General features: G+C 64.6%; 21 protein-coding genes, 1 tRNA gene and 1 pseudogene. 15 read left to right on the top strand and 8 right to left on the bottom strand.

The window, feature by feature from the left end; genetic code table 11:
* Positions 1 to 58 precede the first annotated feature (58 nt).
* From KF688_07125 to KF688_07115, 3 genes are all read left to right on the top strand, one after another.
* Positions 59 to 667, top strand: coding sequence for a pyroglutamyl-peptidase I (locus tag KF688_07125; protein MBX3425432.1), 609 nt, complete (start codon positions 59 to 61; stop codon positions 665 to 667).
* A 449-nt stretch (positions 668 to 1,116) separates the two neighbouring features.
* Positions 1,117 to 2,073 carry a hypothetical protein gene (locus KF688_07120; protein MBX3425431.1) on the top strand — a complete coding sequence of 319 codons (957 nt, stop codon included), beginning with the start codon at positions 1,117 to 1,119 and terminating at the stop codon, positions 2,071 to 2,073.
* Positions 2,074 to 2,200: 127 nt separating this feature from the next.
* Positions 2,201 to 3,499 (top strand): hypothetical protein, encoded by a 1,299-nt coding sequence (locus tag KF688_07115; protein MBX3425430.1) that lies wholly within the window; start codon positions 2,201 to 2,203, stop codon positions 3,497 to 3,499.
* Here KF688_07115 and KF688_07110 read toward each other — a convergent pair.
* The 5 genes from KF688_07110 to csrA form a co-directional block, all read right to left on the bottom strand.
* Positions 3,486 to 4,256 (bottom strand): HAD-IIB family hydrolase, encoded by a 771-nt coding sequence (locus KF688_07110; GenBank protein MBX3425429.1) that lies wholly within the window; start codon positions 4,254 to 4,256, stop codon positions 3,486 to 3,488. The genes KF688_07115 and KF688_07110 overlap by 14 nt on opposite strands.
* Positions 4,232 to 5,581 (bottom strand): glycosyltransferase, encoded by a 1,350-nt coding sequence (locus KF688_07105; protein ID MBX3425428.1) that lies wholly within the window; start codon positions 5,579 to 5,581, stop codon positions 4,232 to 4,234. Before KF688_07105 ends, KF688_07110 begins: the two co-directional genes overlap by 25 nt.
* Positions 5,582 to 5,890: 309 nt before the next feature.
* A complete protein-coding gene (locus KF688_07100; GenBank protein MBX3425427.1) occupies positions 5,891 to 6,922 on the bottom strand; it encodes a ferrochelatase in 1,032 nt (343 codons plus the stop codon).
* Between the two features lie 56 nt (positions 6,923 to 6,978).
* A tRNA-Glu gene (locus KF688_07095) sits at positions 6,979 to 7,051 on the bottom strand.
* A gap of 312 nt (positions 7,052 to 7,363) precedes the next feature.
* The gene (gene csrA / locus KF688_07090; GenBank protein MBX3425426.1) at positions 7,364 to 7,576 is read right to left on the bottom strand and encodes a carbon storage regulator CsrA; all 213 of its coding nucleotides are present in this window, start codon (positions 7,574 to 7,576) and stop codon (positions 7,364 to 7,366) included.
* Between the two features lie 972 nt (positions 7,577 to 8,548).
* On the opposite strand from csrA, the gene KF688_07085 reads away from it, so the two are divergent.
* The 4 genes and pseudogenes from KF688_07085 (at position 8,549) to KF688_07070 (ending at position 11,930) form a co-directional block, all read left to right on the top strand.
* A complete protein-coding gene (locus KF688_07085; protein MBX3425425.1) occupies positions 8,549 to 9,097 on the top strand; it encodes an NADH-quinone oxidoreductase subunit I in 549 nt (182 codons plus the stop codon).
* A 55-nt stretch (positions 9,098 to 9,152) separates the two neighbouring features.
* Positions 9,153 to 9,554, top strand: a pseudogene (locus KF688_07080) (NADH-quinone oxidoreductase subunit A).
* 528 nt (positions 9,555 to 10,082) lie between these two features.
* Complete coding sequence (locus KF688_07075) at positions 10,083 to 10,613, top strand: NADH-quinone oxidoreductase subunit C (GenBank protein ID MBX3425424.1); 531 nt, start codon at positions 10,083 to 10,085, stop codon at positions 10,611 to 10,613.
* A gap of 111 nt (positions 10,614 to 10,724) precedes the next feature.
* The gene (locus tag KF688_07070; protein MBX3425423.1) at positions 10,725 to 11,930 is read left to right on the top strand and encodes an NADH-quinone oxidoreductase subunit D; all 1,206 of its coding nucleotides are present in this window, start codon (positions 10,725 to 10,727) and stop codon (positions 11,928 to 11,930) included.
* A gap of 153 nt (positions 11,931 to 12,083) precedes the next feature.
* Here KF688_07070 and KF688_07065 read toward each other — a convergent pair whose 3' ends face one another.
* Together KF688_07065 and KF688_07060 are read right to left on the bottom strand one after the other, a co-directional pair.
* Positions 12,084 to 12,650 (bottom strand): hypothetical protein, encoded by a 567-nt coding sequence (locus KF688_07065; protein MBX3425422.1) that lies wholly within the window; start codon positions 12,648 to 12,650, stop codon positions 12,084 to 12,086.
* 52 nt (positions 12,651 to 12,702) lie between these two features.
* Positions 12,703 to 13,251: a PEP-CTERM sorting domain-containing protein gene (locus KF688_07060; protein MBX3425421.1), complete on the bottom strand. Its 549-nt coding sequence runs from the start codon at positions 13,249 to 13,251 to the stop codon at positions 12,703 to 12,705.
* Positions 13,252 to 13,803: 552 nt separating this feature from the next.
* Between KF688_07060 and KF688_07055 the strand changes: the two genes are divergently transcribed.
* From KF688_07055 to KF688_07020, 8 genes are all read left to right on the top strand, one after another.
* Complete coding sequence (locus KF688_07055; protein ID MBX3425420.1) at positions 13,804 to 15,072, top strand: NADH-quinone oxidoreductase subunit H; 1,269 nt, start codon at positions 13,804 to 13,806, stop codon at positions 15,070 to 15,072.
* Positions 15,073 to 15,074: 2 nt separating this feature from the next.
* Positions 15,075 to 15,677, top strand: a complete 603-nt coding sequence (locus KF688_07050; GenBank protein MBX3425419.1) for an NADH-quinone oxidoreductase subunit J — start codon at positions 15,075 to 15,077, stop codon at positions 15,675 to 15,677.
* Positions 15,678 to 15,733: 56 nt separating this feature from the next.
* Entirely contained in the window at positions 15,734 to 16,090 is a 357-nt protein-coding gene (nuoK, locus tag KF688_07045) for an NADH-quinone oxidoreductase subunit NuoK (GenBank protein MBX3425418.1), read from the top strand.
* 52 nt (positions 16,091 to 16,142) lie between these two features.
* Positions 16,143 to 18,647, top strand: a complete 2,505-nt coding sequence (gene nuoL, locus KF688_07040; GenBank protein MBX3425417.1) for an NADH-quinone oxidoreductase subunit L — start codon at positions 16,143 to 16,145, stop codon at positions 18,645 to 18,647.
* Positions 18,648 to 18,663: 16 nt separating this feature from the next.
* Positions 18,664 to 20,520, top strand: a complete 1,857-nt coding sequence (locus KF688_07035; GenBank protein ID MBX3425416.1) for an NADH-quinone oxidoreductase subunit M — start codon at positions 18,664 to 18,666, stop codon at positions 20,518 to 20,520.
* Between the two features lie 62 nt (positions 20,521 to 20,582).
* A complete protein-coding gene (locus tag KF688_07030) occupies positions 20,583 to 22,307 on the top strand; it encodes an NADH-quinone oxidoreductase subunit N (GenBank protein ID MBX3425415.1) in 1,725 nt (574 codons plus the stop codon).
* Positions 22,308 to 22,367: 60 nt separating this feature from the next.
* Complete coding sequence (locus KF688_07025) at positions 22,368 to 22,805, top strand: hypothetical protein (GenBank protein MBX3425414.1); 438 nt, start codon at positions 22,368 to 22,370, stop codon at positions 22,803 to 22,805.
* Positions 22,806 to 22,926: 121 nt separating this feature from the next.
* Positions 22,927 to 23,697 (top strand): TatD family hydrolase, encoded by a 771-nt coding sequence (locus KF688_07020; protein ID MBX3425413.1) that lies wholly within the window; start codon positions 22,927 to 22,929, stop codon positions 23,695 to 23,697.
* 23 nt (positions 23,698 to 23,720) lie between these two features.
* Here the strand turns inward: KF688_07020 and KF688_07015 are convergent, their stop codons facing one another.
* Positions 23,721 to 24,281, bottom strand: coding sequence for a hypothetical protein (locus tag KF688_07015; protein ID MBX3425412.1), 561 nt, complete (start codon positions 24,279 to 24,281; stop codon positions 23,721 to 23,723).
* Positions 24,282 to 24,411: the final 130 nt, after the last annotated feature.

Below are 24,411 nucleotides of genomic sequence, written 5' to 3'. Positions count from 1 at the left end.
TTGGCCCGCCTTGGTTCGCCAATGTCGTTCCGTGCCGCTCGCCCGGTTGTCGCCGCCTATGGCCCGCGTTCTGCTCACCGCGTTTGAACCCTTCGGCCCGTGGCGCACCAATGCGAGTTGGCTGGCGCTGGAGCAGGTGACCCGCACGCTTCCCGCGTCGCCGCAGGTGACGACGCGCCGCTACCCGGTCGACTTCGCCCAACTGCGGCCGCGGTTGGAACGGGATCTGCGCGAAAACTTCGACGCCGCGATCATGCTGGGGCAAGCCTCGGGGCGGACGGCGATCGAGCTCGAGGCGATCGGCCTGAACGCGGCCCGCGAGGCCGAGAACGGCGCCGAGGAAGCCCGGCCGTTGTGCGCCGACGGCCCGGTGGCGTACCGGACCGAGTTGCCGATCGAGGGCTGGGCCCGCGAGATGCGCTCCGCGGGGCTCCCCGTGCATGCCTCGTACCATGCCGGCACGTATCTGTGCAACGCGGCGCTCTACACGGCGCACTATCTCATCGAACGCTTGGCGCTCCCGACGCAAGCGGTGTTCGTTCACCTGCCGCTCGACGTGTCGCAAACGCTCGATTCGCCGAAGCCCCCGGCCTCGCTGCCGGTGGAGATCTCCGCCGCGGCGGTGCAGTGGCTGTTGGCGCAGTTCGCCGACCCGGCGTACGCGTAAGCGTTCAGCGCTGCATAAATGCCGCGCATAACGCATATCACTCGGATTCGGATATGGTCGCAGCAAGGCGCATGTGACGCACATCGTCCCGACCGGAGAAGCCGCTTGCATCCGTCCCATCGACAGGCGCTCCCGCCAGCCAAGTCGCTGTGCATTTTTTTCTGTCACTCTGATCTGTCGGACCGGCTCGATCCGGTCGCGTCCCCCTCGCTCGGCGACGGATGTTGTAGATGCTTTCACCCCCACGCCGTCCCCCGTCGGCGTCGCTGCGGTCCTCCTTGTTCGGGTTGTAGGGGTTGGACTCGGGAGGCCCCTCACGGAGCGGCGTCACGTCGGCTCACGGGGCGCGCTCCGCGCGATCTCCTGGGCGAAAACAAGGTAGACTTGCTGAATCCCGCAACCTGCCGTTGCCCGACGGCCGTCCCCGCTTCGCCCTCAGGACGCACCCGATGCCCCGCTCGCTGCTCGACCACTGGACTCCCGAACAAGCCGCTCGCATGGACCGCGAGATATTCGTGGCGCAGCATCGGCTGCATACGCTCCCGCAATTTTCCGACGACGCTCTGGTCGAATTGCTCGATCGCCATCCCCGCCGCGACCTGGGGATCAACACCATGGGCCGCGATCCGGCCGATCGCAACGAGTGGCGCGAAGGCTCCGCGGGCGAACTCAACGGGACCCAATTGCTCGAGGCCGCCAGCCGAGGGCGCATTTGGCTCAACATCCGCCGAGTGCTCGACCACCATCCCCAGTTGTCGGATCTGGTGCACGACCTGTACGCCGACCTCGAGGCCGCGACGCCGGGACTCCGCACGTTCAATCGTTCGGCCAATCTGCTGATCAGCTCGCCGGGGGCCCAGGTTTATTACCACCTCGACTGCCCGGTGAACATGCTGTGGCACATCCGCGGGCGGAAGCGAGTGTGGGCCTATCCGCTTGAATCGGGAATCGTTTCGGACGCGACGATCGAGGGAGTCCTTGCCGGCGAGAAGTCCGAAGAGCTCGACTTCCGCCCCGAGTGGGACGAACTGGCGATCAGCACCGAGCTCGAACCGGGGGAGATGATCACCTGGCCGCAGCACACGCCGCATCGGGTCGTGAACACCGAGGGGCTCAACGTGTCGCTGTCGACCGAGCACATGACCCGCGCCGCAGTGCGGCGCAACAACGTGCTGCTCGCGAACCGCCACTTTCGCAGCCTGCTGCCGGGGGCCTGGACCAACACGAAGCAAACCGGCTTGCGGCCGGCGCTCAAGGAATTTGCGCTCCGCATGGCGCGGCGGATTCCGGCGATCGCCCCGGCCCCGCCGCAAGGATACCGCTACCCAGTCACCTTTGAAGTCGACCTCGCGGAACCCGATTGCGTGCGGCTCCTCGGCGAACGCGAGTTGGTCGAAACGCTCTAGAATCGCCAATCGCGGGAGACATCTCGCGGCGCACGGCGCCGCGATATGTTGCGCACCTCCAGAATTTGATAGGATAGAAGCACCGACGATCCGATCTCCGACCGCTCCCGCGTCCCCTCGCGAGCCGATGACCAAGCGCATCCTGTTCGACCCTAGCGATTACCGAGAACTTAGCGCCGAAGAACAGGCGCTCCTGCAACTGGCTTATCAACGGGGGGTCGATGCGCTCAAACGCAACATCACCCCCAAGGGCTTCAGCGCCTGCTCGCTGGTCGACAACGTGGTGAGCGGCACCGACGCGAACTATCGCTCGGTCTGGGCTCGCGACGGGGCGAAGACGGTCATCTGGTCGCTCGATCTGGCGGACGAGGAGATCCAGGCGTGTCAGGAGGCCACGCTGCGCACGATCCTTGATCGGCAGGCTCCCGCGGGACAGCTTCCCGCTCACGTGCTGATCGACACCGACCATCCCGAGTACGGCGGCGTCGGCGGCATCACCTCGATCGACGGGGCCATCTGGACCATCATCGCGGCGTGGTGGTTCTGTCACGAGCGCAACGATTGGAGTTTCGCCGAGGAGTATCGCGGCACGCTGCAACGGGCCGTCGATTGGCTCAGTGCTCTCGACTCGAACAACTGCGGCTTGCTGGAGATCCCCGAGGCGGGCGACTGGACCGACCTGTTCGCCCGCAGCTACCACGTGTTGTACGACGAAGTGCTGTGGCGACGGTGCTTGACTTGCTTCGCTGACATGCTCGAACGCCTGGGCGACGGCGACCGAGCCGCGGACTATCGCCGGTGGGCCGACCATGTCGGCGACGTCATCCTTAAGAACTTCTGGCCTTCGACCGCAACGGCCCGCGACGGGGGCGGGGCGAACTTCGCCCAGGTGCAATATCAGTTGGGGGACGCCCGGTATCTGGTCGCTCAAATCTCGCCGTTCAACTACAGTTGGCGGTGCGACGTGTACGCCAATCTGCTGGCCTATCTCACGGGGCTGGTCGACAAGCCGCGAGCGATGCAGACGTTCCGTTTTCTCTGGGGCGTGGGGGTCAACGAACCGGGCCCGGTGAAGAACGCCTATCCCCCGATCCACGCGGGAGACCCCGAGTGGCGCGACTACTTCACCGTCAATCTGCTTAACCTCCCCGAGCACTATCACAACGGCGGCATCTGGCCGTTTATCGGGGGGTTGTGGGTCCGGTACGTCCACAAGCTTGGGATGCAGGACCTCGCCCGCCGCGAACTGGTGAAGCTCGCACGGCTTTGCTCGCATGGCGTCTCCCACGAATGGGAGTTCAACGAGTGGCACCATGGCGTCACCGGCCGACCGATGGGCAAAGCGTTCCAGGCGTGGAACGCAGCCAGCTTTATCAAAGCGTGCCACGATCTGCACCTTGAGCCGGATTCGATCAATGCGGCGTGACGGACGAGCGACTGGCGACTGGCAAGTAGCCGGACGATGACAGTCTGGCGAGCCAGTATTCGGCGCCTTCAATGACTCCGGCGGCGTAGGACGCAGCGGCGGGGTACACGTCTCCCGCTGCCGCCTTGCGAAGGTCCGCCTGGGCGTTGCCGACCAAGATCCCGCGTGCGCCGATCCGAAACATTGCGGCGTCGTTGCCCGAATCCCCCGCCACGATCACTCGCTCCGGGGGGATGCCCCAATGGGACGCCAATCTCAGCGCGGCCGTCCCCTTGTCGACCCCGCAAGGAAGTACGTCAAGATCGCGGGCCGAACTGTACACGACGCGCGCCGCGACCCCCGCGGCAGCGAGCGCCTCCTCGATCTCGACCAGTTCGCCCGGGGTCAGGTCGACCGCATGCGCGCTGATCTTGTGCTCGGACAGAAACTCTTCCTCCTGCAGCCGCGTACGGGGATGGTTTTCGAGCGCCTCGCGAACGACCGCCGCATTCCAACCGTCCGCAGCAGGCCAACCGTCGAGCAGGTCCCAATCGGGCCCCAAGCGGATTTCGGTCCCCACGCCGCCGACGAGGGCGTCCGGAGCCGGCAGCGCTGTCCGCTCGATCGACCGCTGCAATGAAGCCGTGAACCGCCCCGAGTTCAGCGCCAGCCGAACCTCGCGGCGCCGCTCATGCCACGCAGCGAACGCCACCGTGGCCGGGTCGTCTCCCAGCAGCGTGCCGTCGACGTCGCTCACAAGGAGGAAATGCCGCTCCATGTCTCCACCTCCGTCGCCGGTTCGACTTGCTGATTCCAATCGTACGGGGCGTCGCCCGCCGTGACGTGCCGACTTTGCAGTTGGCACAGCAACTGGTGCGCGATCCCCGTCCACGTGAACCGCGCCCGCGCCTTCTGCGAACCGTGCTTGGCCAATTGCGCCGCGACCCCCTCGTGCTGCAGCACTGCGGCAATGGCATGGCCGAACGCAGGAGGGTCGAAGGGATTGGCGAACACCGCGTCGAGCCCCCAGACGGTTTGCTCCCACAGTCCCCCCTCGGTCGTCACGACCGTCGGCGTGCCGCAGGCCATTGCCTCGACTGCGGTCATGCCGAACGGCTCGTACCGACTGCAGAGGGCGAACAAATCCGCCGCTCGATAGCAGTCGGGCAACTGATCGTCGCTGACGTAGTCATGAAACAGCACGCGATCGGCGATTCCCATCGTCGCGGCCAAGCGTTTCAATTCGTCGATCTGCGCGACCTCGCCGGGCGACGGCTCGCTCGACCCGACAGCCAGCATCAGCCGGCAGTCGGGAATCCGCTCGAACACGACCGGCATCGCCTGCAGCAGGAGGTCGTAACCCTTGTTCTTGGCCATGCGCCCCAGAGCAAGCACGATCTTCCCTTCGAGATTCAATTCGTGCTTCAGCGTCATCCGCGTCGCCCGCGATACGGGAAAGAACCGCCGATCGTCGTACCCCGGAGGAATGACGCAGATCTTCTCGGGCGATGCGTCGTACTCGCTTGCCAACAGCAGTTTCCGTTGCGCCGGGGTCGTCGCGATCAGCGCGTCGCACTCGTCGTAGACGACCTTTTCCTCGCGAATTCGCTGCTTGAAGTTGTACTTCGTTTCGAGTTCCGCGGGATCGCCGTCCATGTTGTCGCGTTTCCAGGCGCCGATCGAGTGGGGCGTATGGAAGTGCGGAACCTCGAATCGCGTAGCCAAGGCCTGCCCGGCGAGCCCCGCATCCCAGTAGTGGCTGTTGATCAGCGTCACCGGTCGACTCTCTCTGCGGAGCCAACGGCTGACTCCTTCGACCCACTCGGGGATCGAGTCGCAAAGCGTTTCCTTGGGGATGAACTCGCGGCCTCCGCACGGAAACCGCCGCAGCGTGACGCGCTCGTCAATCCGTTCGACGGCCGGTTGATCCTCGAACTGCCGGGTCAGGACATCGACCTCATAGCCCATTCGACCGAGACACTTCGAGAGTTCAAGCACGTAGACGACTTGCCCGCCGGTGTCGGGCTTGCCGAATTCAGGTTCCGCAGCGACATAGCCGTGCGTGGAAATCATCAGAATGCGACCTAGCGACGGAGCGCTCATCGCGGGTCTCCTTTCCGTTGGGGAGAGGACGCAGACGCCTGTCGCGAACGACGGCCGGAGGCTGTCGCACATGCGATTGGCAAGCAGAGAACAGCCCGCAAGCGGGCTGAACGCCGTGGGTCATCGTCCTGCTCCGAGTCGAGGGAGAGGCAGGCGAGGACGACGCAACGGGGGCGTCGCCAAGAAGCGAGACAAGCTCAGTTGCCCCGCGGCGGTTCCCCCATTGTAACGCAAGTCGTTCGCCGACGAAACCCGCCGACGAAAGCGAACTCGCGACAAGGGCTGAAGAGGCTGGACTAATTGCGCAGGCTATGGAGCCTTTGCCGCAGACGGGCGCTGCGGAACGTACTGACAGCAGTCGACGGGGCAGACGTCATGGCTGGGTCCCAGGTCGCCGCAGGCAGGCCGCGCGGCGCCAGGGGTCATTCGTTCAACGATCATCTCGCGGATCATTCGCACGAACCGCGGATGGGTTCCCGCAGTCGCAGCTCGCTCCATCGGCACGCCGACGCGCTGGCACACGTCGCGGGCCTCGGTGTCCAAGTCGTAGAGGACCTCCATGTGGTCGCTGATAAACCCGATCGGCACAATCGCCAGCGCGGGGAGCGCGTCCTCGGCGTGCAACTGTTCAATGCGATCGCAGACGTCGGGTTCCAACCACGGCTGCTGCGGCGGGCCGCTGCGACTTTGATACACGATCTCCCACTTCGAGCGGTCGGCTCGCTCGGCGACCAGTCGGCACGACTCATGCAATTGAAGCTCGTACTTGCAGTTGGCCGCCATCCCGACCGGGATGCTATGGGCGGTGAACATCACCAACGCCTCGTCCTGCAACTCGGCCGGCAGTCGGCTCAGGGCGTCGCGAAGGCGATCGGCCATCGTCTCGATGAACCCCGGATGGTTGTAAGGCATCCGCAGCTTGGCGACCCTCGGCGCTCGGGGGCCGACCGCAGCCTGAGCGTCGGCGATGTTCTCGCGATACTGTCGGCAACCCGAGTAGCTGCTGTACGTGCTGGTGAAAAACGCCAGAGCGTTCTTCACGCCGTCGTCGGCCATCTGCCGGAGCGTGTCGGGGAGCAGGGGATGCCAGTTGCGATTGCCCCAGTAGATCGGCAACGGCGGGCCGTGTGAGGCTAGCTCCGCTTCGAGCGCCGCGATCAACTGCCGATTCTGCTCGTTGATTGGGCTGAGCCCGCCGAAACGGCGATAGTGGTCGGCCACCTCGAGCATCCGCTCCCGCGGAACGTTCTTGCCCCGAAGCACGTTTTCCAGAAACGGCAGAACGTCGTCTTGCCCTTCGGGCCCGCCGAACGACACGACGAGCACCGCGTCGTAGGGGATGTCAGTAGAGCTTGCAACCGACACGAACGACGGCTCCCTCAACGCAGAAATGAAAGTGACCCCGACGGGACTCGAACCCGTGTTGCCGGCGTGAAAGGCCGGAGTCCTAGACCGCTAGACGACGGGGCCCCTGCGGTAACGCCAGAGGGCGACGGACTTCTGCGTGAGCGACTGATTGTCGCGGCGCGGCGGAAATCGTCAACCCAGGATTCGCGGCGAGGGGCCGCCGGGACCGCAAACTGCCCTGCAGGAACAACCGCGATGCGGGGACGCGCGCCACGGAAAATCCGAGACCTCGCGGTCCAAGCTCGCCGCGACGGGGGGCGAGCGCAAGAAAACAGCGGCGATCATCGCCGCTGGGGAAAGCTGCATCTATCGGTATTCTTGCGCGATCGCGCACAAATTCCCGCTAAAGCGCCGACGGAGCGCCGCAAAACGAAACTACTCAGCGGAGCCGGCTTCGGCGGTCGGGGGTTCGGAATTCACGGGCTGGTTCCGCCGAATCGCCTCGTACACCTCGTTCCGGTGGACGGGGACTTCCTTCGGAGCCTCGACCCCGAGGCGGACCTTGTCGCCGCGAATCTCGACGACCACGATCGTAATGTCATCGTTGATGACAATACTCTCGTTCTTCTTGCGAGACAGGACTAACATCGCACGATTCCTTCGGGTTAGCGCCGGGCTCATTCCGTTGCGGTTGCGAGACCCGGACGGCGATCTGACGGGGGTTGCCGGATAACCCTCCCGGGGGAGATCCCGACAGATCGGTAGGGGCGTCTTACAAATCCCCTCGTTCCACTCTACGTGGCGGATACCGGGAGTCAAGAAAAGTTGCTTGCGAAACGGTCCCTTTTTTGCTACGCGAGGCGGTATTTTCTGAACACCCGCCTGCGCGGCATCCGGGGCATCTGGGACCCGTGGGATCGTAAAAATTTGCCCGAAGTCCCCGAATTGCCGTGTACGCCTGGCTCAATCATTTCCGTAACTTGATTCCATTGTTCACTTTACGTCGCAATCTGTCGCGGCAACGTGCGGCCGCCGGGGGCAACCGCCGGCCCTTTGAACTCGCCGCGACGACGACTTGCGAGGGCAGAGCCGGACCCGGCCGCCTCCTGGGCGCGCCAAGAGGATTCGAGTCGCCCCGGCAAGGTGGAAGTTCCGTTGTGTTCAGGCGTTACCGCCGCTTCGACGAGCGCCCCAGGCCTGCGCGATTCGACGGGTCCGTGACGTTGTCTGCCAGGAGTTCAGACGACCTCACTGCAGCACGACGAGGGGAGTATTTGCGGCACGCTGCTACGCGCTGATCGGGGGGCGCGCTCGGTGCTCGGGGCGACCAGCGCAGCAACCGCTCCGGCGTCTTGGCGGCTCGCTGCGCGATCGCGTTGGCGCCCTCCTCGCCGACACAGCCAACCCTCACGCGGGCTCGTGGAGAAAGTCGCGAAAATCGTGCGCGGGGGCGGCGGCGCTCCGGTTGCGGGTCGTTACGCGGGCCCTATAATCGGCGGTTCACACGTGCATGCAGCGGCAAGTTGCGCGCCGGACAAACGCGACTTGCCACGCTGGCCGCCCGCAGTATGCGCCCGCAGTCGACCTCGCCGTCAGCGGGCTGAAGGATGCCCTCGCCCCATGATTGCTCGGTTGAAACGCGGTTTCCCATGGCTGGGAAACATCTTCGAGGCCGTCTACACGGTCGCCTACGGCATGTGGGTGACGTTGCGGACTTGGATCAAGACCTATCGGCCTGATCGCAAGACGTTCACCGAGCACTTCGAGTATCCCGAACTGCCAGTCCCGGTGGCGGCCCGGTATCGCGGTTTTCACCGCTTTGACCTGACGACCTGCATCGCGTGCGACCAATGCGCCAAAGCATGCCCGGTCGATTGCATCTACATCGGCAAGGAACGGGCCGAGGGGAGCAAAGGATTCAAGGTCACCGGCTACACGATCGACTACACCAAGTGCATGTTCTGCGCCCTGTGCGTCGAGCCGTGCCCGGTCGATTGCATTTTCATGGGTTCGACGCACGATCTGAGTTGCTACAGCCGCGACGGGTGCATCGTCGACTATTCGCGCTTGCCGCTGGACGTCGCCTGGGGTCGCGCCACGCTCAACCCGACGGTGGTGGCCCAGTCGAAGGTCATTGTCGAACCGGTCCACGGCGGGCCGAATCAATAACGCACGCCTGAGTTTCCACCGCTCCCCACGCCTTACGGCTTGAAATCGCAGCGCCATGGCCACCCCCACCGCAATCGTCGCGTATTTGGCGCTGTTCGCCGGCGCGGCGGCGTTGTTTCTCTTCGCCAATCTGGTCGTCGGTCGCTTCGTGCGGCCTGCTCTGCCGAACGACGAGAAGCTGGAGATCTACGAATGCGGCGAACCAACGATCGGTTCGAGCTTCGTGCAATTCGACCTGCGGTTTTACGTGGTCGCGCTGTTGTTCATCATCTTCGACGTGGAAGTGGCGTTCTTCTTCCCCTGGGCGACGGTCTTCGGCAAGGCGACGCGACTGGGAGCCGACAACGGCCCCACGGCGGCGATCACGGCCGACGCCGATCCGGGCGTCACGCCTCCTGGCGTGGCGACGCTGTACCAGGAGTTGGGCGTCCGCAATCCGCAAGCGCCGACAATCTCGTACGGCGACACGCTCGATCTGGCGGTGAAACTGGGCGCTGGGGAACGGGCCGTCGAACGTCGCCGGGCCGAGTTGGTTGCCGCGAAGGGCGAACCCGATCAGCAAACCGTCGCGACGATGCTGTCGGTCGATGAGGCCGCAACGGTGCTGAGCGAATTCGGCCGCAATGCAACTCCGGCCGAGGTGGCGCAAGCGGCGATCAAGAGCAGCGCCCGCCGGTTAGCCGCCTCGACGATCGTCGACATCGGCGTGTTCTTCGCCGTACTGATGGTCGGCTTCTTCTACGTGTGGAAGCGGGGCGACCTCGACTGGGTGCGGTCGGTTCAAAGCCAACGCGGCGAAGTCGTCGAGCGGATGCATCCGACCGAAGCGGGGGGGCGCGTCGGCCGACCCGCGGGCTCGATCCTGTCGGTCTAGGGGCCGCGCTCGCCGCGAGACCGGCGAGGCTCATCCCCTGACCTGATCTGCGTCAATCGTTTTTTTGTCCCCGCCAACCTTCAGCTCAATCACTCGATTGAAACGAGCCCCATGAGCGGCCAAGCCTTCGTCGATCAACTGAAGCAGAAATTCGGCGACATGATCGTCGGCGCCAACTTCGACAACGTCGATCCGTGGATCGAAGTCTCGGTCGACGGGATCACCGAGGTCTGCCGGTACTTGCGAGACGAGCCGAGCTTGGCGTTCGACTACCTGAGCAATCTGACGGCGGTCGACTACCTGCACACCGATCCGAAGAAGGCGGCCAAAGCGGAGTTCGAGCCGCACATGGAGCTCGTCTATCACCTGTTCAGCATGCAGCATAAGCACAGCTTGGTGCTGAAAGTCATGCTGCCGCGGTGGCGAGACGACGTGCCGGGCCAGCTTCCCGAGGCGCCGTCGGTGGCGAGCATTTGGAGCACGGCCGACTGGCACGAGCGGGAGGTGTTCGACCTGCTGGGGGTGTTCTTCACCAATCACCCGAACCTGCGGCGAATCCTCTGCCCCGAGGACTGGGTCGGCTACCCGCTGCGAAAGGACTACGAAATGCCGGTTGAGTATCACGGGATTCGGGGGCGGTAGGGAGTTGTCGGTCGTCGGTATGGCTCGATTCTTTCCTTGACCTTTCTGCGTATACAGGCTTTCCAAGCTGCCGCCTGCTCAGCACTGACCACGGACACCCAACCACACGCCATGTCCACGCTTGTCGACGACCCGCGGGTCATTGAATTTGACGTTCGCACCGACGAGATGCTCGTCAACATGGGGCCGCAGCATCCCAGCACGCATGGCGTGTTGCGGCTGGTGCTGCGGACCGACGGGGAGGTGGTCTCCGAGGTGACGCCCCACTTGGGCTATCTCCACCGGTGCGCCGAGAAGATCGGCGAGAACCTGACTCCTCGGCAGTGGATTCCCTACACCGACCGGATGGATTATCTGGCGGCGATGAACATGAATCTCGGCTGGGCCCTGGCCGTCGAGAAGCTGCTCAAGTACGAGCCGCCGGAGAAGGGGCGGCACCTGCGGGTGATCATCGCCGAGATGGGGCGCATCGCCAGCCATCTGGTGGGGATGGGGGCCTACGGGCTCGATCTGGGGACCTTCAGCCCGTTCCTGTACGCGTTCCGCGAACGGGAGAAGATCCTCGATTTGTTCGAAGAAGCGTGCGGCGCCCGGCTGACCTACAGCTATCTCACCGTCGGCGGCGCCACGGCCGACCTGCCGCGCGGCTGGCTGCAAAAGTGCGAAGCGTTCCTCGAGCAGTTCGAGCCGATCATCGCCGAGTACCACACGCTGCTGACGACCAATTCGATCTTCGTGAAGCGGACTGCGGGGATTGGAGTCATGTCGGCGAAGAAGGCGATCGACTACGGCACAAGCGGTCCGGTGCTGCGCGGCAGCGGGGTCGACCACGACTTGCGTCGCGACGGCGAAGAAATCTACACCGCGATGTACGACGGCTACGCTTTCGAGGTCATTGCCGAGCGCAACGGCCACTATCCCAAGGACCACGACTACCCGGCCGTGCCGATGGAAGCGGTGCTGGGGGACTGTTGGCACCGGTTCTACGTGCGGATGCTGGAAGTCGTGCAGTCGGTCGACCTCGTCCGCCAAGCGATCGATCGGTACAGCACCGCCGAGGGAAGCTACGGCGAACCGCGCAAGCTCACCGAGAAGCTCCCGAAGGGGGAGGCGTACCTCGAGACGGAGTGTCCTCGCGGACAGATGGGCTTCTACCTGGTCAGCAACGGGGAGTCGATCCCGTGGCGCGCCCGAGCCCGCAGCAGTTCGTTTTGCAATCTCTCTGTCACTAGCGAACTGTGCCGCGGCTGTCTGATCGCCGACGTGCCGGCGATCGTCGGCTCGCTCGACGTCGTCATGGGCGAGATCGACCGGTAGCGCTCCCCCCAATCCGGCCGCTAGATCCGCAAGGCGAAGAATCGCCCATGCGAAAACACCGGGACGCTTTGCTGCGCATCGTCAGCCGCGGGCGAGCGAGGCGTGGTCGCCTCGCTCGCCTCAACAGGGCCTGCGTGTTCTCAGATCATCGGTTTACGCCGCCGACATGCGTCGACTGCGCCGAGTTCGCAGCACGACGGCCAGCCCTGCCGCAGTGATCGCGGCAAGCCCCCCCGTCGCCGGTTCGGGGATCAGGCACTCGTGGATAAACAGGCCTTCCACGAACACCGGTCCCGTTTGGCCACGATTCTCAATGTGAATGCTCACCTGAGGCGGACAGAACGGGATAAGGAATTCCAGGGGCGGAGTCCCGGAAGTTGAGCCGAACGTCATGACCTGACCGGGCTGCAACGGAATCTGCAGAGGCGGGCTGGTGAAGACGTCGTTCGGCGGCGGCACGCGCGGGTCGAGCCAATCGAACCAGAAGTAAACCAAGGCCGGCGCGGACGTACTGCCGTTGCCGATCGATCCCTCGAAGCTGAGCCGCTTCGGATGATCGAGGTCGAACACGTTGGGATAGAACTGTTCGAACGTCCCGCCGGGGGGAATCGAGGTCACGATCGGCTCAATGCCGATCGTGCCGCCCGTTTGAGCCTCGGCGATGGATGTCAACAACGCCACGGCGACGAGCGCCGAGAATCCTTGCGCAATTCTGATCATGAGGTCAGCCTTTTCTTGAAAGCAGAACAATATCGAGAAGCAACGGCTGCGATCAGCAAACAGGACGCCTCCTCAGGGCGGCAAAGAAGCACGCGAATCCGAGCGTCCCGAGCCCGACTGTCGCCGGCTCGGGGATCAGACATTCGTGGATGAAGACCCCGTTGACGGCCAGGGGAAATCCGGGCCCCAACGCCTCGATGTGAATGCTCACCTGCGGCGGGCAATACGGGATGATCCACATTGGCGCGCTCGGGCCGAACAGGTCCGTCGGCACGCCGGGAACGATGGTGTGGACGACCGGGGGCGAAGTCGATATGCCGCCCATGATGTCGAGCCAGTCGAACCAGATGGCGACTTCGCCGGGTCGATTGTTCGGGTCGTCGTTGATGATCACCCCCTCGAAGGTCAGCTTCTTGGGATGATCCAGATCGAACACGTTCGGATAGAACTGTTCGAACGGCTGGCCGGGAACGATGATCACCGGCGCCGTGGGGTCGCCGATCGGCTCGATGCCGATGAGTTGGCCGGAGACTGAAGACGAGAAGGTCGCCGCCAGCAGAAAGCAGACAAGGGCCGCGACTTTGCCGAATGAAGCGTACATGAGCACCTCTTAAGCTGGAGTTCGTTGCCTCGCGGAACCGTCCGCGACGCTCGAATTGCGCCTCTTCTCCAGCATCGGGCGACGAACCCTATTCAGGGCCGCGCCGCAGGACGCTCGACTTCGTGGCTGAGTGGTTCACCGCATAGGCGCATCTCCCGATCGCAAACCCGCCGAACGCGTCCAGCCGGGGGTGCGAACTGCTTGACCAGACTCCGCGACAGAAAAGAAAGACTGAAACAGCATGACGCGATGGCCGGGAGCACAGTCGGCGGTCGCGTCGGCGGCACCTCGGCGCAATCTAACTCGCAAAGCGCAGCAACACAATCAAATTTGCCGTGCGGGGGTGCAGGACGCGCAGAATTCGTCTCGGGCGGCTCGTCGGAGGGGAAAAAACGGCGTTTGGGGGGCTTGTTGTGCGAGCCGACTTCGTGCAATATTTCACGATCTTCCGTGGCGGCGCCTGCACAAGCGCTAAGTGTCGCTGCGTCAAGGTCTTGAGGATTTCGCTCGCCCCTTGCCGCGAGCCTGCCGCCCGTCACGGAAAAACGACACGTGGCTGAGTTTCTCGCCCAGTATTTTCAGTTGCCCGTCTGGTTGGCCTACGCCATCGCCGGGCTCGTCCACGTCGGGCTGATCATCAATTTGGTCGCCGTCGGGGCGCTGGTCTTCATTTGGCTGGAGCGGAAGATCTCCGGCCGCATCCAGGACCGCCTTGGCCCGACCCGCGTCGGCGGCAAGTTCGGGTGGCTGCAGACCCTGGCCGACGGGCTAAAGCTGCTGACCAAGGAAGACCTCATGCCGGCGGGCGCCGACGGCATGCTGTTTCGCGTCGCCCCGTACGTCAGCTTCTGCGCCTCAATCGCGGCATTTCTGGCGATTCCGTTCGCCGGGGGCGAATACCCGTTCATCGTCCAGCACGTCAACGCCGGGGTGTTTTTCGTGTTGGCCGTGTTGGGGCTCGAGGTGTTCGGCGTCATTCTGGCCGGCTATTCCTCGGCGTCCAAGTGGTCGCTGTTCGGGGCGATGCGCGAGGCGGCCCAGGTGGTCAGCTACGAAGTTCCGCTAGGACTTTGCGCAGTCGTGCCGGTGCTGATCGCCGGTTCGATGGATCTGGTGGTCATCGGCGACATGCAGCAGGGCTGGTTCACGAACTGGCACCTCTTTCACGACCCCGCAACGTTCCTCATCTTCTGGGTCTACTTCACCTGCGCCACCGCCAGCGTGAACCGCGCCCCCTTCGACTTGGCCGAGGCGGAAAGCGAGCTCGTGGCCGGGTTCCACACCGAATATTCGGGGCTCCGCTGGAGCTTCTTCTTCATGGCCGAGTACGGGTCGATGTTCTCGGTGAGCCTGCTGGCCTCGATCTTGTTCCTCGGCGGGTGGCACGGGCCCGTGCCGGTCGCCCAGATATTGGGGCTGACCGCGGAAAACGGCAATCTGGCGTGGTATCTGGGCGCGGTGCTCGGGACGGCGAACGTAATTGGCAAGGCGGTCGTCGGCGTGTGCGTGATGATGTGGATTCGCTGGACGCTGCCGCGGTTGCGGATCGACCAAGTGATGACGACCTGCTTGAAGTACTGCACGCCGCTCGCGGCGATGATGTTCGTCGGAGCCGTGGCTTGGCAATGGTCGCTTCCCGATCGGTGCTTCTTCGGCCTGCTCGCCGCTCCCAGCGTCACTGCGGAGATTAGCGAAGGCTGGCATCGCGGCCAGCAGGCAGCGGCTGACGAGGCCGAATCGCAGGACGACTCGGCCGACCAAATCGTCGCGACGCCGACGGGCGCCGCGGCCCTGGCCCTTCAATTCCAGGGAGGCAAGTGACCGTGGGCGACGGAATCTACTGGCCGACCTTCTTGTTTCTGCTGTTCGCGATCCTGGCGTGCGGTTTTGCGCTGGCGGTCGTGTTCTCGCGAAACGTCGTGCGGATGGCGTTTTACTTGGTGCTGTCGCTGGCGAGCACGGCGGGGCTGTTCTTCCTGGCCGGGGAGGACTTCGTCGGCGCCATGCAACTGATGATTTACGTCGGCGGCACGCTGGTGCTGCTGATTTTCGGCGTGATGCTGACCTCTCAGCAGCAGTTCGTCGAGATGAAGACGATGGCCGGCGATTGGGTCGTCGGATTGCTCGCGGGGGGGGCGCTGCTGGCTGTGCTGCTGATCGCCGCGTTCAGCGTCCCCGAGTGGAAGCCGCTCGACCGCGCCGCGGCCGAGGCGGTCGCCGTGCAACCGACCGCCACGCCGATCGGCGTGGCGCTGACCAACGGCCGGGTCGACCAACTTGACCAGCCGGACGAAACGCTGCGAGCCGGGATGTCGTCCTACGTGCTGCCGTTTGAGATCGTTTCGGTCCACCTATTGGTCGTGCTGATCGGCGCAGCCTATCTGGCCCGGGCCAAGCGGCGCACCCCCGAGGCCGCCCTGGGATAGCCGGCGCTCGTCGCCGCTGCTCGCCCCGCCCGCCCCCTCAATTCGCTTTGTTCGCTATGGACCTGCCTCTTGCCAATTTGCTGACCCAGCCCGTCGGGGTCGCCCACTACATGGCCGTCGGGGCGGTGCTGTTCGTGTGCGGAGCGCTGTGCATGGCGCTCAAGCGAAACGCCCTGGGAGTGCTGATGGGGATCGAGCTGGTGCTCAACGGCGCCAATTTGAACTTCATCGCCCTGGGGAGCCGGTTTCTCCGCGGCGACGGAACGGGGTTGGGGCTCGACGGGCCGTTGATGGCCCTGTTCGTCATCGTGCTGGCCGCGGCCGAGGCGGCCGTGGCGCTGGCGATCGTGCTGAATTTTTACAACAACCACGACTCGGTCGACGTCGACCGGGCCGACCAACTGCAAGGTTGATCGCCGGGGAGACCGGGGCCCTGTCGTCCCGCTCGCTGCTGCGTCGAGATCAATGGATATTGAAGTCCTTCCCAATCTGCTGGCGACCGCCTGGCTGCTGCCGTTGGCCTCGTTCGTGCTGATCCTGTTTTTCGGGAAGCGGATGGGCCGCCACGGCGAGGGCGCCGGCAAATTGGCGACCGCCGCGATCGTGACGAGCAGCGTGCTGAGCTTCGTCGCCCTGTTCGGCGTGTGGCTGCCGAACAGGAAGCTGCCGGAACCGCACCACGCCTCAGCCCCCGCCGAGTCGGCGCCAGTTCGATTAGCGAGTACGCCGGCGGACCATCCCGGGCCGTCGCCGTTCCGCCTCGCAGCCGAATCGCACGGCGCCGGCGAGCACGACGACCACGCTCATCTGAAGCCTAACCCGGCTCCGCCGTACGAAACGGGCGTCTTCTACAATCTCGCGACCTTCGGCAAGCTGAAGCTCGACGTCAGCTATTACATCGACTCGCTGACCGTGGCGATGTTCTGCGTCGTGACGCTGATCGCCTCGTGCGTCCATTTCTACGCGATCGGCTACATGCATGACGAGTTGCACGAGGACTACGTCGACCACGAAGTGACGCTCGCCAGCGGCGGGCATCTGCATCGCAAGGGGCGGTTCTATCGCTTCTTTCAGTACCTGTCGCTGTTCTGTTTCAGCATGCTGGGGATCGTCATCGCCGGCAACGTGGCGATGGCGTTCGTGTTCTGGGAACTGGTGGGCATCTGCTCCTATTTCCTGATCGGCTTCTACATCGAACGCCAAAGCGCCTGCAACGCCGCCAACAAGGCGTTCATCGTGAACCGCATCGGCGACTTCGGCATGCTGATCGGCATGATGGCCCTGTGGTCGAGCCTGGGAACCTTCGCCTTCGGCGACCTCAAGAACAAAGAGGGCGAGGTCGTCGAGCAGGGGATCTTCAGCCTTGTGCGGTCCGAGGACAACGAGTACGCCCTCGAACCCACCGAATCGATGGAGGCCGAGGGACGACGAATCGTCGGCCCCGGATCGGACGAGAAGCCGAACAAGGCGGGCCACTGGCTGCTGCTCATCGCGGGCGTGGGGATCTTCTGCGGTTGCGTCGGCAAGAGCGCTCAATTCCCCCTGCACGTATGGCTGCCCGACGCGATGGAGGGGCCGACGCCTGTGTCGGCCTTGGTCCACTCGGCGACGATGGTCGCCGCGGGGGTCTACCTCGTGGGCCGGTTTTACCCGGTCTTCTCGCCGGAAGCGCTGCTGGTGATCGCCGTGGTTGGTTGCATCACGCTGTTCATCGCCGCGACGATCGCCATCACTGCGACAGACATCAAGCGGGTGCTGGCCTACTCCACGGTCAGCCAACTGGGATACATGATGCTCGCCTTGGGCATCGGCGGCTGGTCCGCGGGGATGTTCCACCTGATCACGCACGCGTTTTTCAAGAGCCTGTTGTTCCTCTGCTCGGGCTCAGTAATTCACGCCGTCCACACGAACGACATGACGTTCATGGGGGGCCTGCGAAAGAAAATGCCGGTTACGGCTTTCACGATGCTCGTGGGCTGCCTGGCGATCATCGGGGCCGGCGTTCCGACAACTGCGTTCGGCCTGTCGGGCTACTACTCGAAAGACGCGATCATCGAGCAAGCGTGGAGCTTCGCCGGCGCCAACCGCAGCCATCCGCTGCTGTCGATCCTGCTGTTCGCCCCTGCGGCGGGCGCCGCGATCACGGCGTTTTACATGTTCCGGCTGTGGTACATGACGTTCGCCGGCGAGCCGCGCGATCATCATCGGTACGATCACGCCCACGAATCGCCGCGGGTGATGACGATGCCGCTGGTCGTGCTCGCCGTATTCGCAATCGGCGTCGGCTGGGCCGTGCCGGGAACCAATCTGAGCGTGACCAGCCTGCTGGAACAGGCCCAACCGATCGGCACGGCCGCGGGCGGCAGCGGCGAGTTGTTCGCCGCGCTCGACGTCCCCGCGGAGGCGCTCAGCCATACTCGCGAGATCAAGTTCAAGGCGGGAATGCTCGCGTTCAGCGCCGCGGCGCTCGGCGTGCTTGGGGCGACGATCCTGTACCTCTGGCGTCTGCTCAACCCGGCGGAGATTCGCGACTCGTTCAAGCCGCTTTACAAGTTCCTGTGGAACAAGTGGTGGTTCGACGAGTTGTACGACGCGATCTTCGTGAAGCCGGTCATGCTCGTGTCGAACCTTGCGGCGAAGTTCGATCGCTCGGCGATCGACGGCCTGATTCATGGCACGGCCGCGACCGCCAAGGGCGCTTCGAAGATCGTCGGCCACGTGTTCGACCAGACCGTCGTCGACGGCACGGCCAACGCGATCGCCAACCGCACGTGGGACATCGGCTTGTTGCTCAAGCGGCTGCAGACCGGCAAGGTGCGGCAGTACGTGTTGTTCATCGTCATGGGAACTTGGCTGTTGTATCTGGCGGTCTCGTTCCTGATCGTCGCCCGCGGGGGCGCCGCGTCGACCCCCGTTCCGTCCGCTGAAGTGCGCAACGCCAGCACCGTCATTTCGCATCACGCCCGTTAAGGATCGTCGCGTCACCATGTCTTTCAGCGACCCCGCCCTTTACCTCAGCTTCCTCGTGTTCCTGCCCGCGTTGGCGGCGCTGGCGATCGCGTTTTTTCCGCGCGAGAACGACGAGGCGATCAAGTTCACCTCGTTGGGGGTGACGATCTTCACGTTGCTTTTGACGCTGGGCCTGTTCCGCACCGGCCCGAACAGCGTGAAGTTCGAGGCCGGAGCTGCCGAGATGCAGGAGATGTTCGCCCTGCCGTGGATCCCCTCGTTCGGCATCCAGTATTTGATGGGACTCGACGGGATCAGCTTCCCGCTGGTCGTGCTGACGGCGTTTTTGTCGGTGCTCGCCATGGGCGCCAGTTGGCCGATCAAGAAGCACGTGAAGGCGTACTGCATCCTGTTTCTGCTGTTGGAAACCGGCATGCTGGGCGTGTTCATGGCGCTCGACTTCTTCCTGTTCTACGTGTTCTGGGAAGTCATGCTGCTGCCGATGTACTTTCTCATCGGCGTCTGGGGCGGGCCGCGGCGCGAGTACGCGGCGATCAAATTCTTTCTCTACACGCTCGTCGGCAGCGTGCTGATGCTGATCGCGATTCTGATGCTGTATTTCCACAGCGATCTGTCGCGGCTGACGCCCGAGCAGTTGGCGGCGGCGGGGATCGTCCCCGCGGCGGCCGGGGCCGAGGGAGGCGAGATTCAGGCTGCGCACGACAAATGGCTGGCAAGCGAGGACCCGCTGGCCGTCGCGGTGAAGGCCGCCAAGGCGGAAACCGATCCCGGCCAGAAGAAGGGGGTCCACACCTTCAACATCCTCGCCTTGCAGCAAATGGGGCAGCATACCGACCTGTTCGACGGCGAGATGTGGCTCGGCAAGACGCTGCAGTGGTGGTCGTTCGTGCTGCTGTTCATCGGGTTTGCGATCAAAGTCCCCAGCGTCCCGCTCCACACGTGGTTGCCCGACGCCCACGTCGAGGCCCCGACCCCGATCTCGATGATCCTGGCCGGCGTGCTGCTGAAAATGGGCGGCTACGGCATTTTGCGAATCTGCTACCCGATCTGCCCGCAGGCCGGGTACGACCTCGCCTACGTCGTCTGCCTGATCGGCGTGGTGAGCATGGTCTGGGGCGCCTTCGCCGCGTTGGCTCAAAACGACTTCAAGCGGATGGTCGCGTACAGCTCGGTCAGCCACATGGGCTACGTCGTGCTGGGGTTCGGCGTCTGGAGCCTCGGCGCCACATGGACCTCTGACAGCGGCGCCGTCAGCTACGCCGCGGACTACTGGAAGATGGGCGTCAACGGCGCCATGTTCCAGATGATCGCCCACGGCATCAGTTCGGCCGGCATGTTCTTTATGGTCGGCGTGATCTACGACCGGGTCCATCACCGCAACCTCAACGAGTTCGGCGGGCTGTTCGCCAAGATGCCGGTCTACAGCGGTCTGTCGGTGGCGATCTTCTTCGCGGGTCTCGGCTTGCCGGGGCTGTGCGGATTCATCGGCGAAGTGCTGGTCGTGCTGAGCGTTTGGAAGTACAGCTACGTCCTGGCGATCATCTCGGCCGCGGTCGTGATCCTGACCGCCGGCTATATCCTGTGGGCCATTCAACGGGTCTATCTCGGCGCCGAGTACAAGGGCCCGCACGGCGAAGCGCTGACTCCGATCACCTCGCGCGAGCTGTCCATCGCGGCTCCGTTGGTGGCGCTGGCCGTGCTGCTCGGCGTGTATCCCAATGCGTTGTTCCGCTACATGCAGCCGTCGGTCGACGCCCAAATCGATCAACTTGCTCGCTGGACCGAAGACTTCGACGCCAACCGCGCCACGGTCAATCAGGCGCTGGGAAGCGACGGAGATCAGATGGCGTCTGCGGGCGGGCGACTGCAGTAGGGGCGCTTGGTGCGACCTTGTTTGTTTTCCTTTCCGTTGAACCTTAACCCTCGCCGCCTGCTTTGACTCTGCAATCGATCATCAACGCCCTGGTCAACGACGCGGTCGAGACGAGCCTGCCGCTGTTTCGGCCGGAGTTGACGCTGTGCGTCGCGATCGTCGTCCTGCTGGCGACGCGGTTGATTCCAGGACTGAATCGCATTCCGGCGTTCCCCCTGGCGCTCGTCGGGTCGCTGGCCGCGCTGTGGGCGGCGATCCCGCAGGAAGGGTTGGCCGAGTGGGGCGCCATCGAGCGGCAAGAGCTGTTCACGGGGATGCTCGTCTACGACGCGGTGACCGCGTACGTTCGGCTGTTCCTCATGGCTTTCGGCGTCCTGTTCGTGATCCTCGCCCGGCTGACGGGCATTGCCGACAGGCAGGACGGGCAGGACTTCTATTGCCTCGTGTTCGGCTCGCTCGTGGGCATGTGCCTGATGGCCTCGGCCAATCACCTGCTGATGCTGTTCATGGGGATCGAGATGGCCAGCGTGCCATCCTACGTTCTGGCCGGCGTCGTGAAAGGCCGACGGCGGAGCAGCGAGGCGGCCCTGAAGTACGCCGTCTACGGCGCCGGCACGGCGGGCATTATGCTGTACGGCGTGAGCCTGCTGGCTGGAATCCTGGGGTCAGCCCATCTGCCGACCATGGCTCGGCAACTTGCCGAGTATGACATCGCCGGCAAGCTCGCCTCCGGTGACGGTTACGTGCAAGTGCTCGTCCTGGCCTTGGGAGGAATGATGCTGGGGGTGGGACTGGCGTTCAAGCTGTCGGCAGTGCCGTTCCATTTCTGGTGCCCCGACGTGTTCGAGGGCGCCTCGGCCGAGGTCGACGGATTCCTGTCGGTCGCGTCGAAGGCGGCCGCGCTGGCGCTGCTGGTCCGCGTGGGCTTGGGCTTCGGCCATATCCCCGGCGAGACAAATCCGACGGAGGCGAACATCCCCCGCACCGCCGCGACGCTCGCGGCGACCGACGCCGGCGGACGCGTGCCGGCGCGATTTGCCTCCGACGCCGCAGCGGCGGCTGACGAAGTTCCGGCCGTCGATGCCGGCCCGTTGTCCCCGGCCCGCAGCTTTTTCGTTCACCTCGTGGGGATCGCCTCGGTCGTCACGTGCACGTTCGGCAACTTGGCCGCGTACGGGCAGAAGAACATCAAGCGGATGTTCGCCTATTCGACGATCGCTCACGCCGGCTACATGATGATGCCGGCCGCTGCGGCGGTGGCGCTGGTCGGCCGCGATCAAGCGGCGGCAGGGACTGCGGTGTCGTCGCTGTTGCTCTACGCCGCGTTCTACCTGTTCATGAACTTGGGGGCGTTCGCAATCGTCGCGTTCCTGCGGAACTCGATGCAGAGCGAAGAGATCGAAGATTACGCCGGCCTGATCGGCCGCAGTCCGTTGGTCGCCGTTTGCCTGACGGGCATCCTGGTAAGCTTGGTCGGCATCCCGCCGATGGCCGGGTTTATCGGCAAGTTCCGCATCTTCCAGTCGCTGGTCGAGGCGGGGGGCCCGTTGATGATCTTCATGCTGGTCGCCGCGGGCGTGAACACGGCGATCTCGCTGGTGTACTACCTGCGGGTCGCCAAGACGGTCTGCATTGACAGTCCCCCCGACTCCAGTCGACCGGTCGAACTCGGCTTCTTCCCGGTCGCCTACGTGTTGGCCCTGTCGCTGCCCGTGCTCGTGCTGGGGATCCTCCCGAATCGGGTCGCCGAGTGGGCGCAGCAAGCGACGGCAGGCCTGTTCGGTTAGTCGGCAATCCACGCCCGGCCGCCTCGCGTGCGGCGCCGCATCACGACTTCGTTCGACGGCATGAAACCTGAAATCGTCAACCTGCTCAACCGCCTGCTGGCGATCCAGCTCAAGTCGTTCCCACAATACCTGCGCTGGTCGCGTCCGTACGTCCCCCCAGGGCGCGAGGAGGTGCTGGAGACGCTCGTCGCGGTGGCGACGGATCAGGATTCGATTGCTCGTCGGGTGAGCGACATGGTCAACGACGCCGGCTACCTCCCCCGGCAAGGTGAATTCCCGATGGAATTCACCGACATGCACGACCTGGGGATCGACTTTCTCATCAACGCCGCGGTCGCCTATCAGGAGCAGGACGTCGCCGCGATCGCCGCTCTGGTGGAGCGCCTGCAAACGGCGCCCGCAGGCAAGGCGATCGCCGAGGAAGCCCTCGGCATGGCCAAGGGGCATCTGGAGACCCTCCGCGAGCTGCATGCGACCGCCGCGGGGGCGGCGGGCTGACGCGAGAGAGGCGCTCCGTGAGCGGCGATTGGCGTGCGTTGCCGGCGATTGGTTCGCTTGATCTTCAACCGCTGGCCAGTCGTCGGCGACCAATTGCCAGCGGCAAGTCCTTTTCCCTGCCATGCTCTTCGACACCCACGCTCACCTCGATCAGGATGAGTTCGACGCCGATCGCGACGAGGTTGTCGCGCGGGCTGTTGCCGCGGGAGTGACGGACACTCTGGCCGTGGGAACCACGGTTGCGACGAGCGAAAAGTGCGTCGCTCTGGCTGCAAATTCTCCGCATGTTCACGCGGCGGTCGGCATCCAGCCAAACTACGTCCACGAGGCGGGACATGGCGACTGGGACGCAATCGTGCGGCTGTCGTCGGCGCCGGGAGTCGTCGCCCTCGGCGAGACGGGGCTCGACCGCTACTGGGACGACGCCCCGTTTGCGCTGCAGCAGGACTACTTCGACCGCCACCTGCGGCTGTCTCAGCAGACGCGTCTGCCGTTCATCGTCCACATGCGCGACTGCGAGGCGGACGTCCTGGCGATGCTCCGCGAAGCCGCGAACTGCGGCCCGTTGCGAGGGGTGATGCACAGCTTCACCGGCGACTGGCCGATGGCCGCGGAATGCCTGGCGCTGGGGCTCGACCTGAGCTTCGCGGGGATGGTCACGTACAAGAAATCGCAACCTTTGCGCGACGTCGCGGCTCGGGTCCCGCTCGATCGGCTGCTCGTCGAGACCGACAGCCCTTACTTGTCGCCGGAACCGGTACGCAAGGTGCGGCGCAACGAACCGGCCCATGTCGTCCACACGGCACGGCTGCTGGCGGAGGTCCGGGGGATCTCGCTGGAAGAGCTCGCCGCCGCGACGACGGCCAACGCCCGGCGACTGTTCGGCGTCTAGGCCGGGCTCGTCGGCAGACGCGGTTACCGCGTGCTCGGTTCGCTCGGATCCGGAATCGCCGCCAATTCGGGTACGGCGTTGGGAGCGCGACAGTACCCGGCGTCGCCGGGGCCGAGGTAGTTGCCGTGGCAATCGCACGGTTCGCAGCACGCCGGGGGATCGTTCTGCCACTCGCACCAGTAGAGCTCGCCGCAGCCGCTGCATCCGCTGCATCCGCACAGCGCTCGGGCCCACTTGCCGGAGAAGAGTCCCAGGAATTTCTTGTCGCGACAGCGGCAAGCGCAGCCGTCGCCGGCGCAGCGATCGCATTCTCCGCCGGCGCATGCGTCGCAGGGCTCGTCGCAGCAGGCGTCCGTGCAGGAATCGCAACTGCTGCCGCAGCAGCCCGACGTACATCCGCCGAAGCCGAAGCCGCCGCCGCATTGTTCGCAGCAGGCCTCGTATTTCATTCCGGCGAAGGAGCGGCCATTGCGGCCGGCGGCGCAATCGCCGCTGCCGCAGCAATCGGAGCGGGTTGCGGCGCACCCCAGCCCGCAAGCGACGAGCGAACAGCCCCACAACGCGGCGAGCAGCCGTTGATGCATGAGATTCCCCCCCGAATCGCGGGATTTGGCGTCGTCGCCCCCCTGGCGAGCGGCGCAGTCCCGTGGTGATCATCGTCGACCCGGGTCGCGAGAATCCATGGAATCGCTAAAATTGGCTCCGTCGCTGTCA

This window comes from Pirellulales bacterium (genome assembly GCA_019636345.1).
Taxonomy (GTDB): Bacteria; Planctomycetota; Planctomycetia; order Pirellulales; family Lacipirellulaceae.
This window is presented reverse-complemented; position numbering and strand designations above follow the sequence as displayed.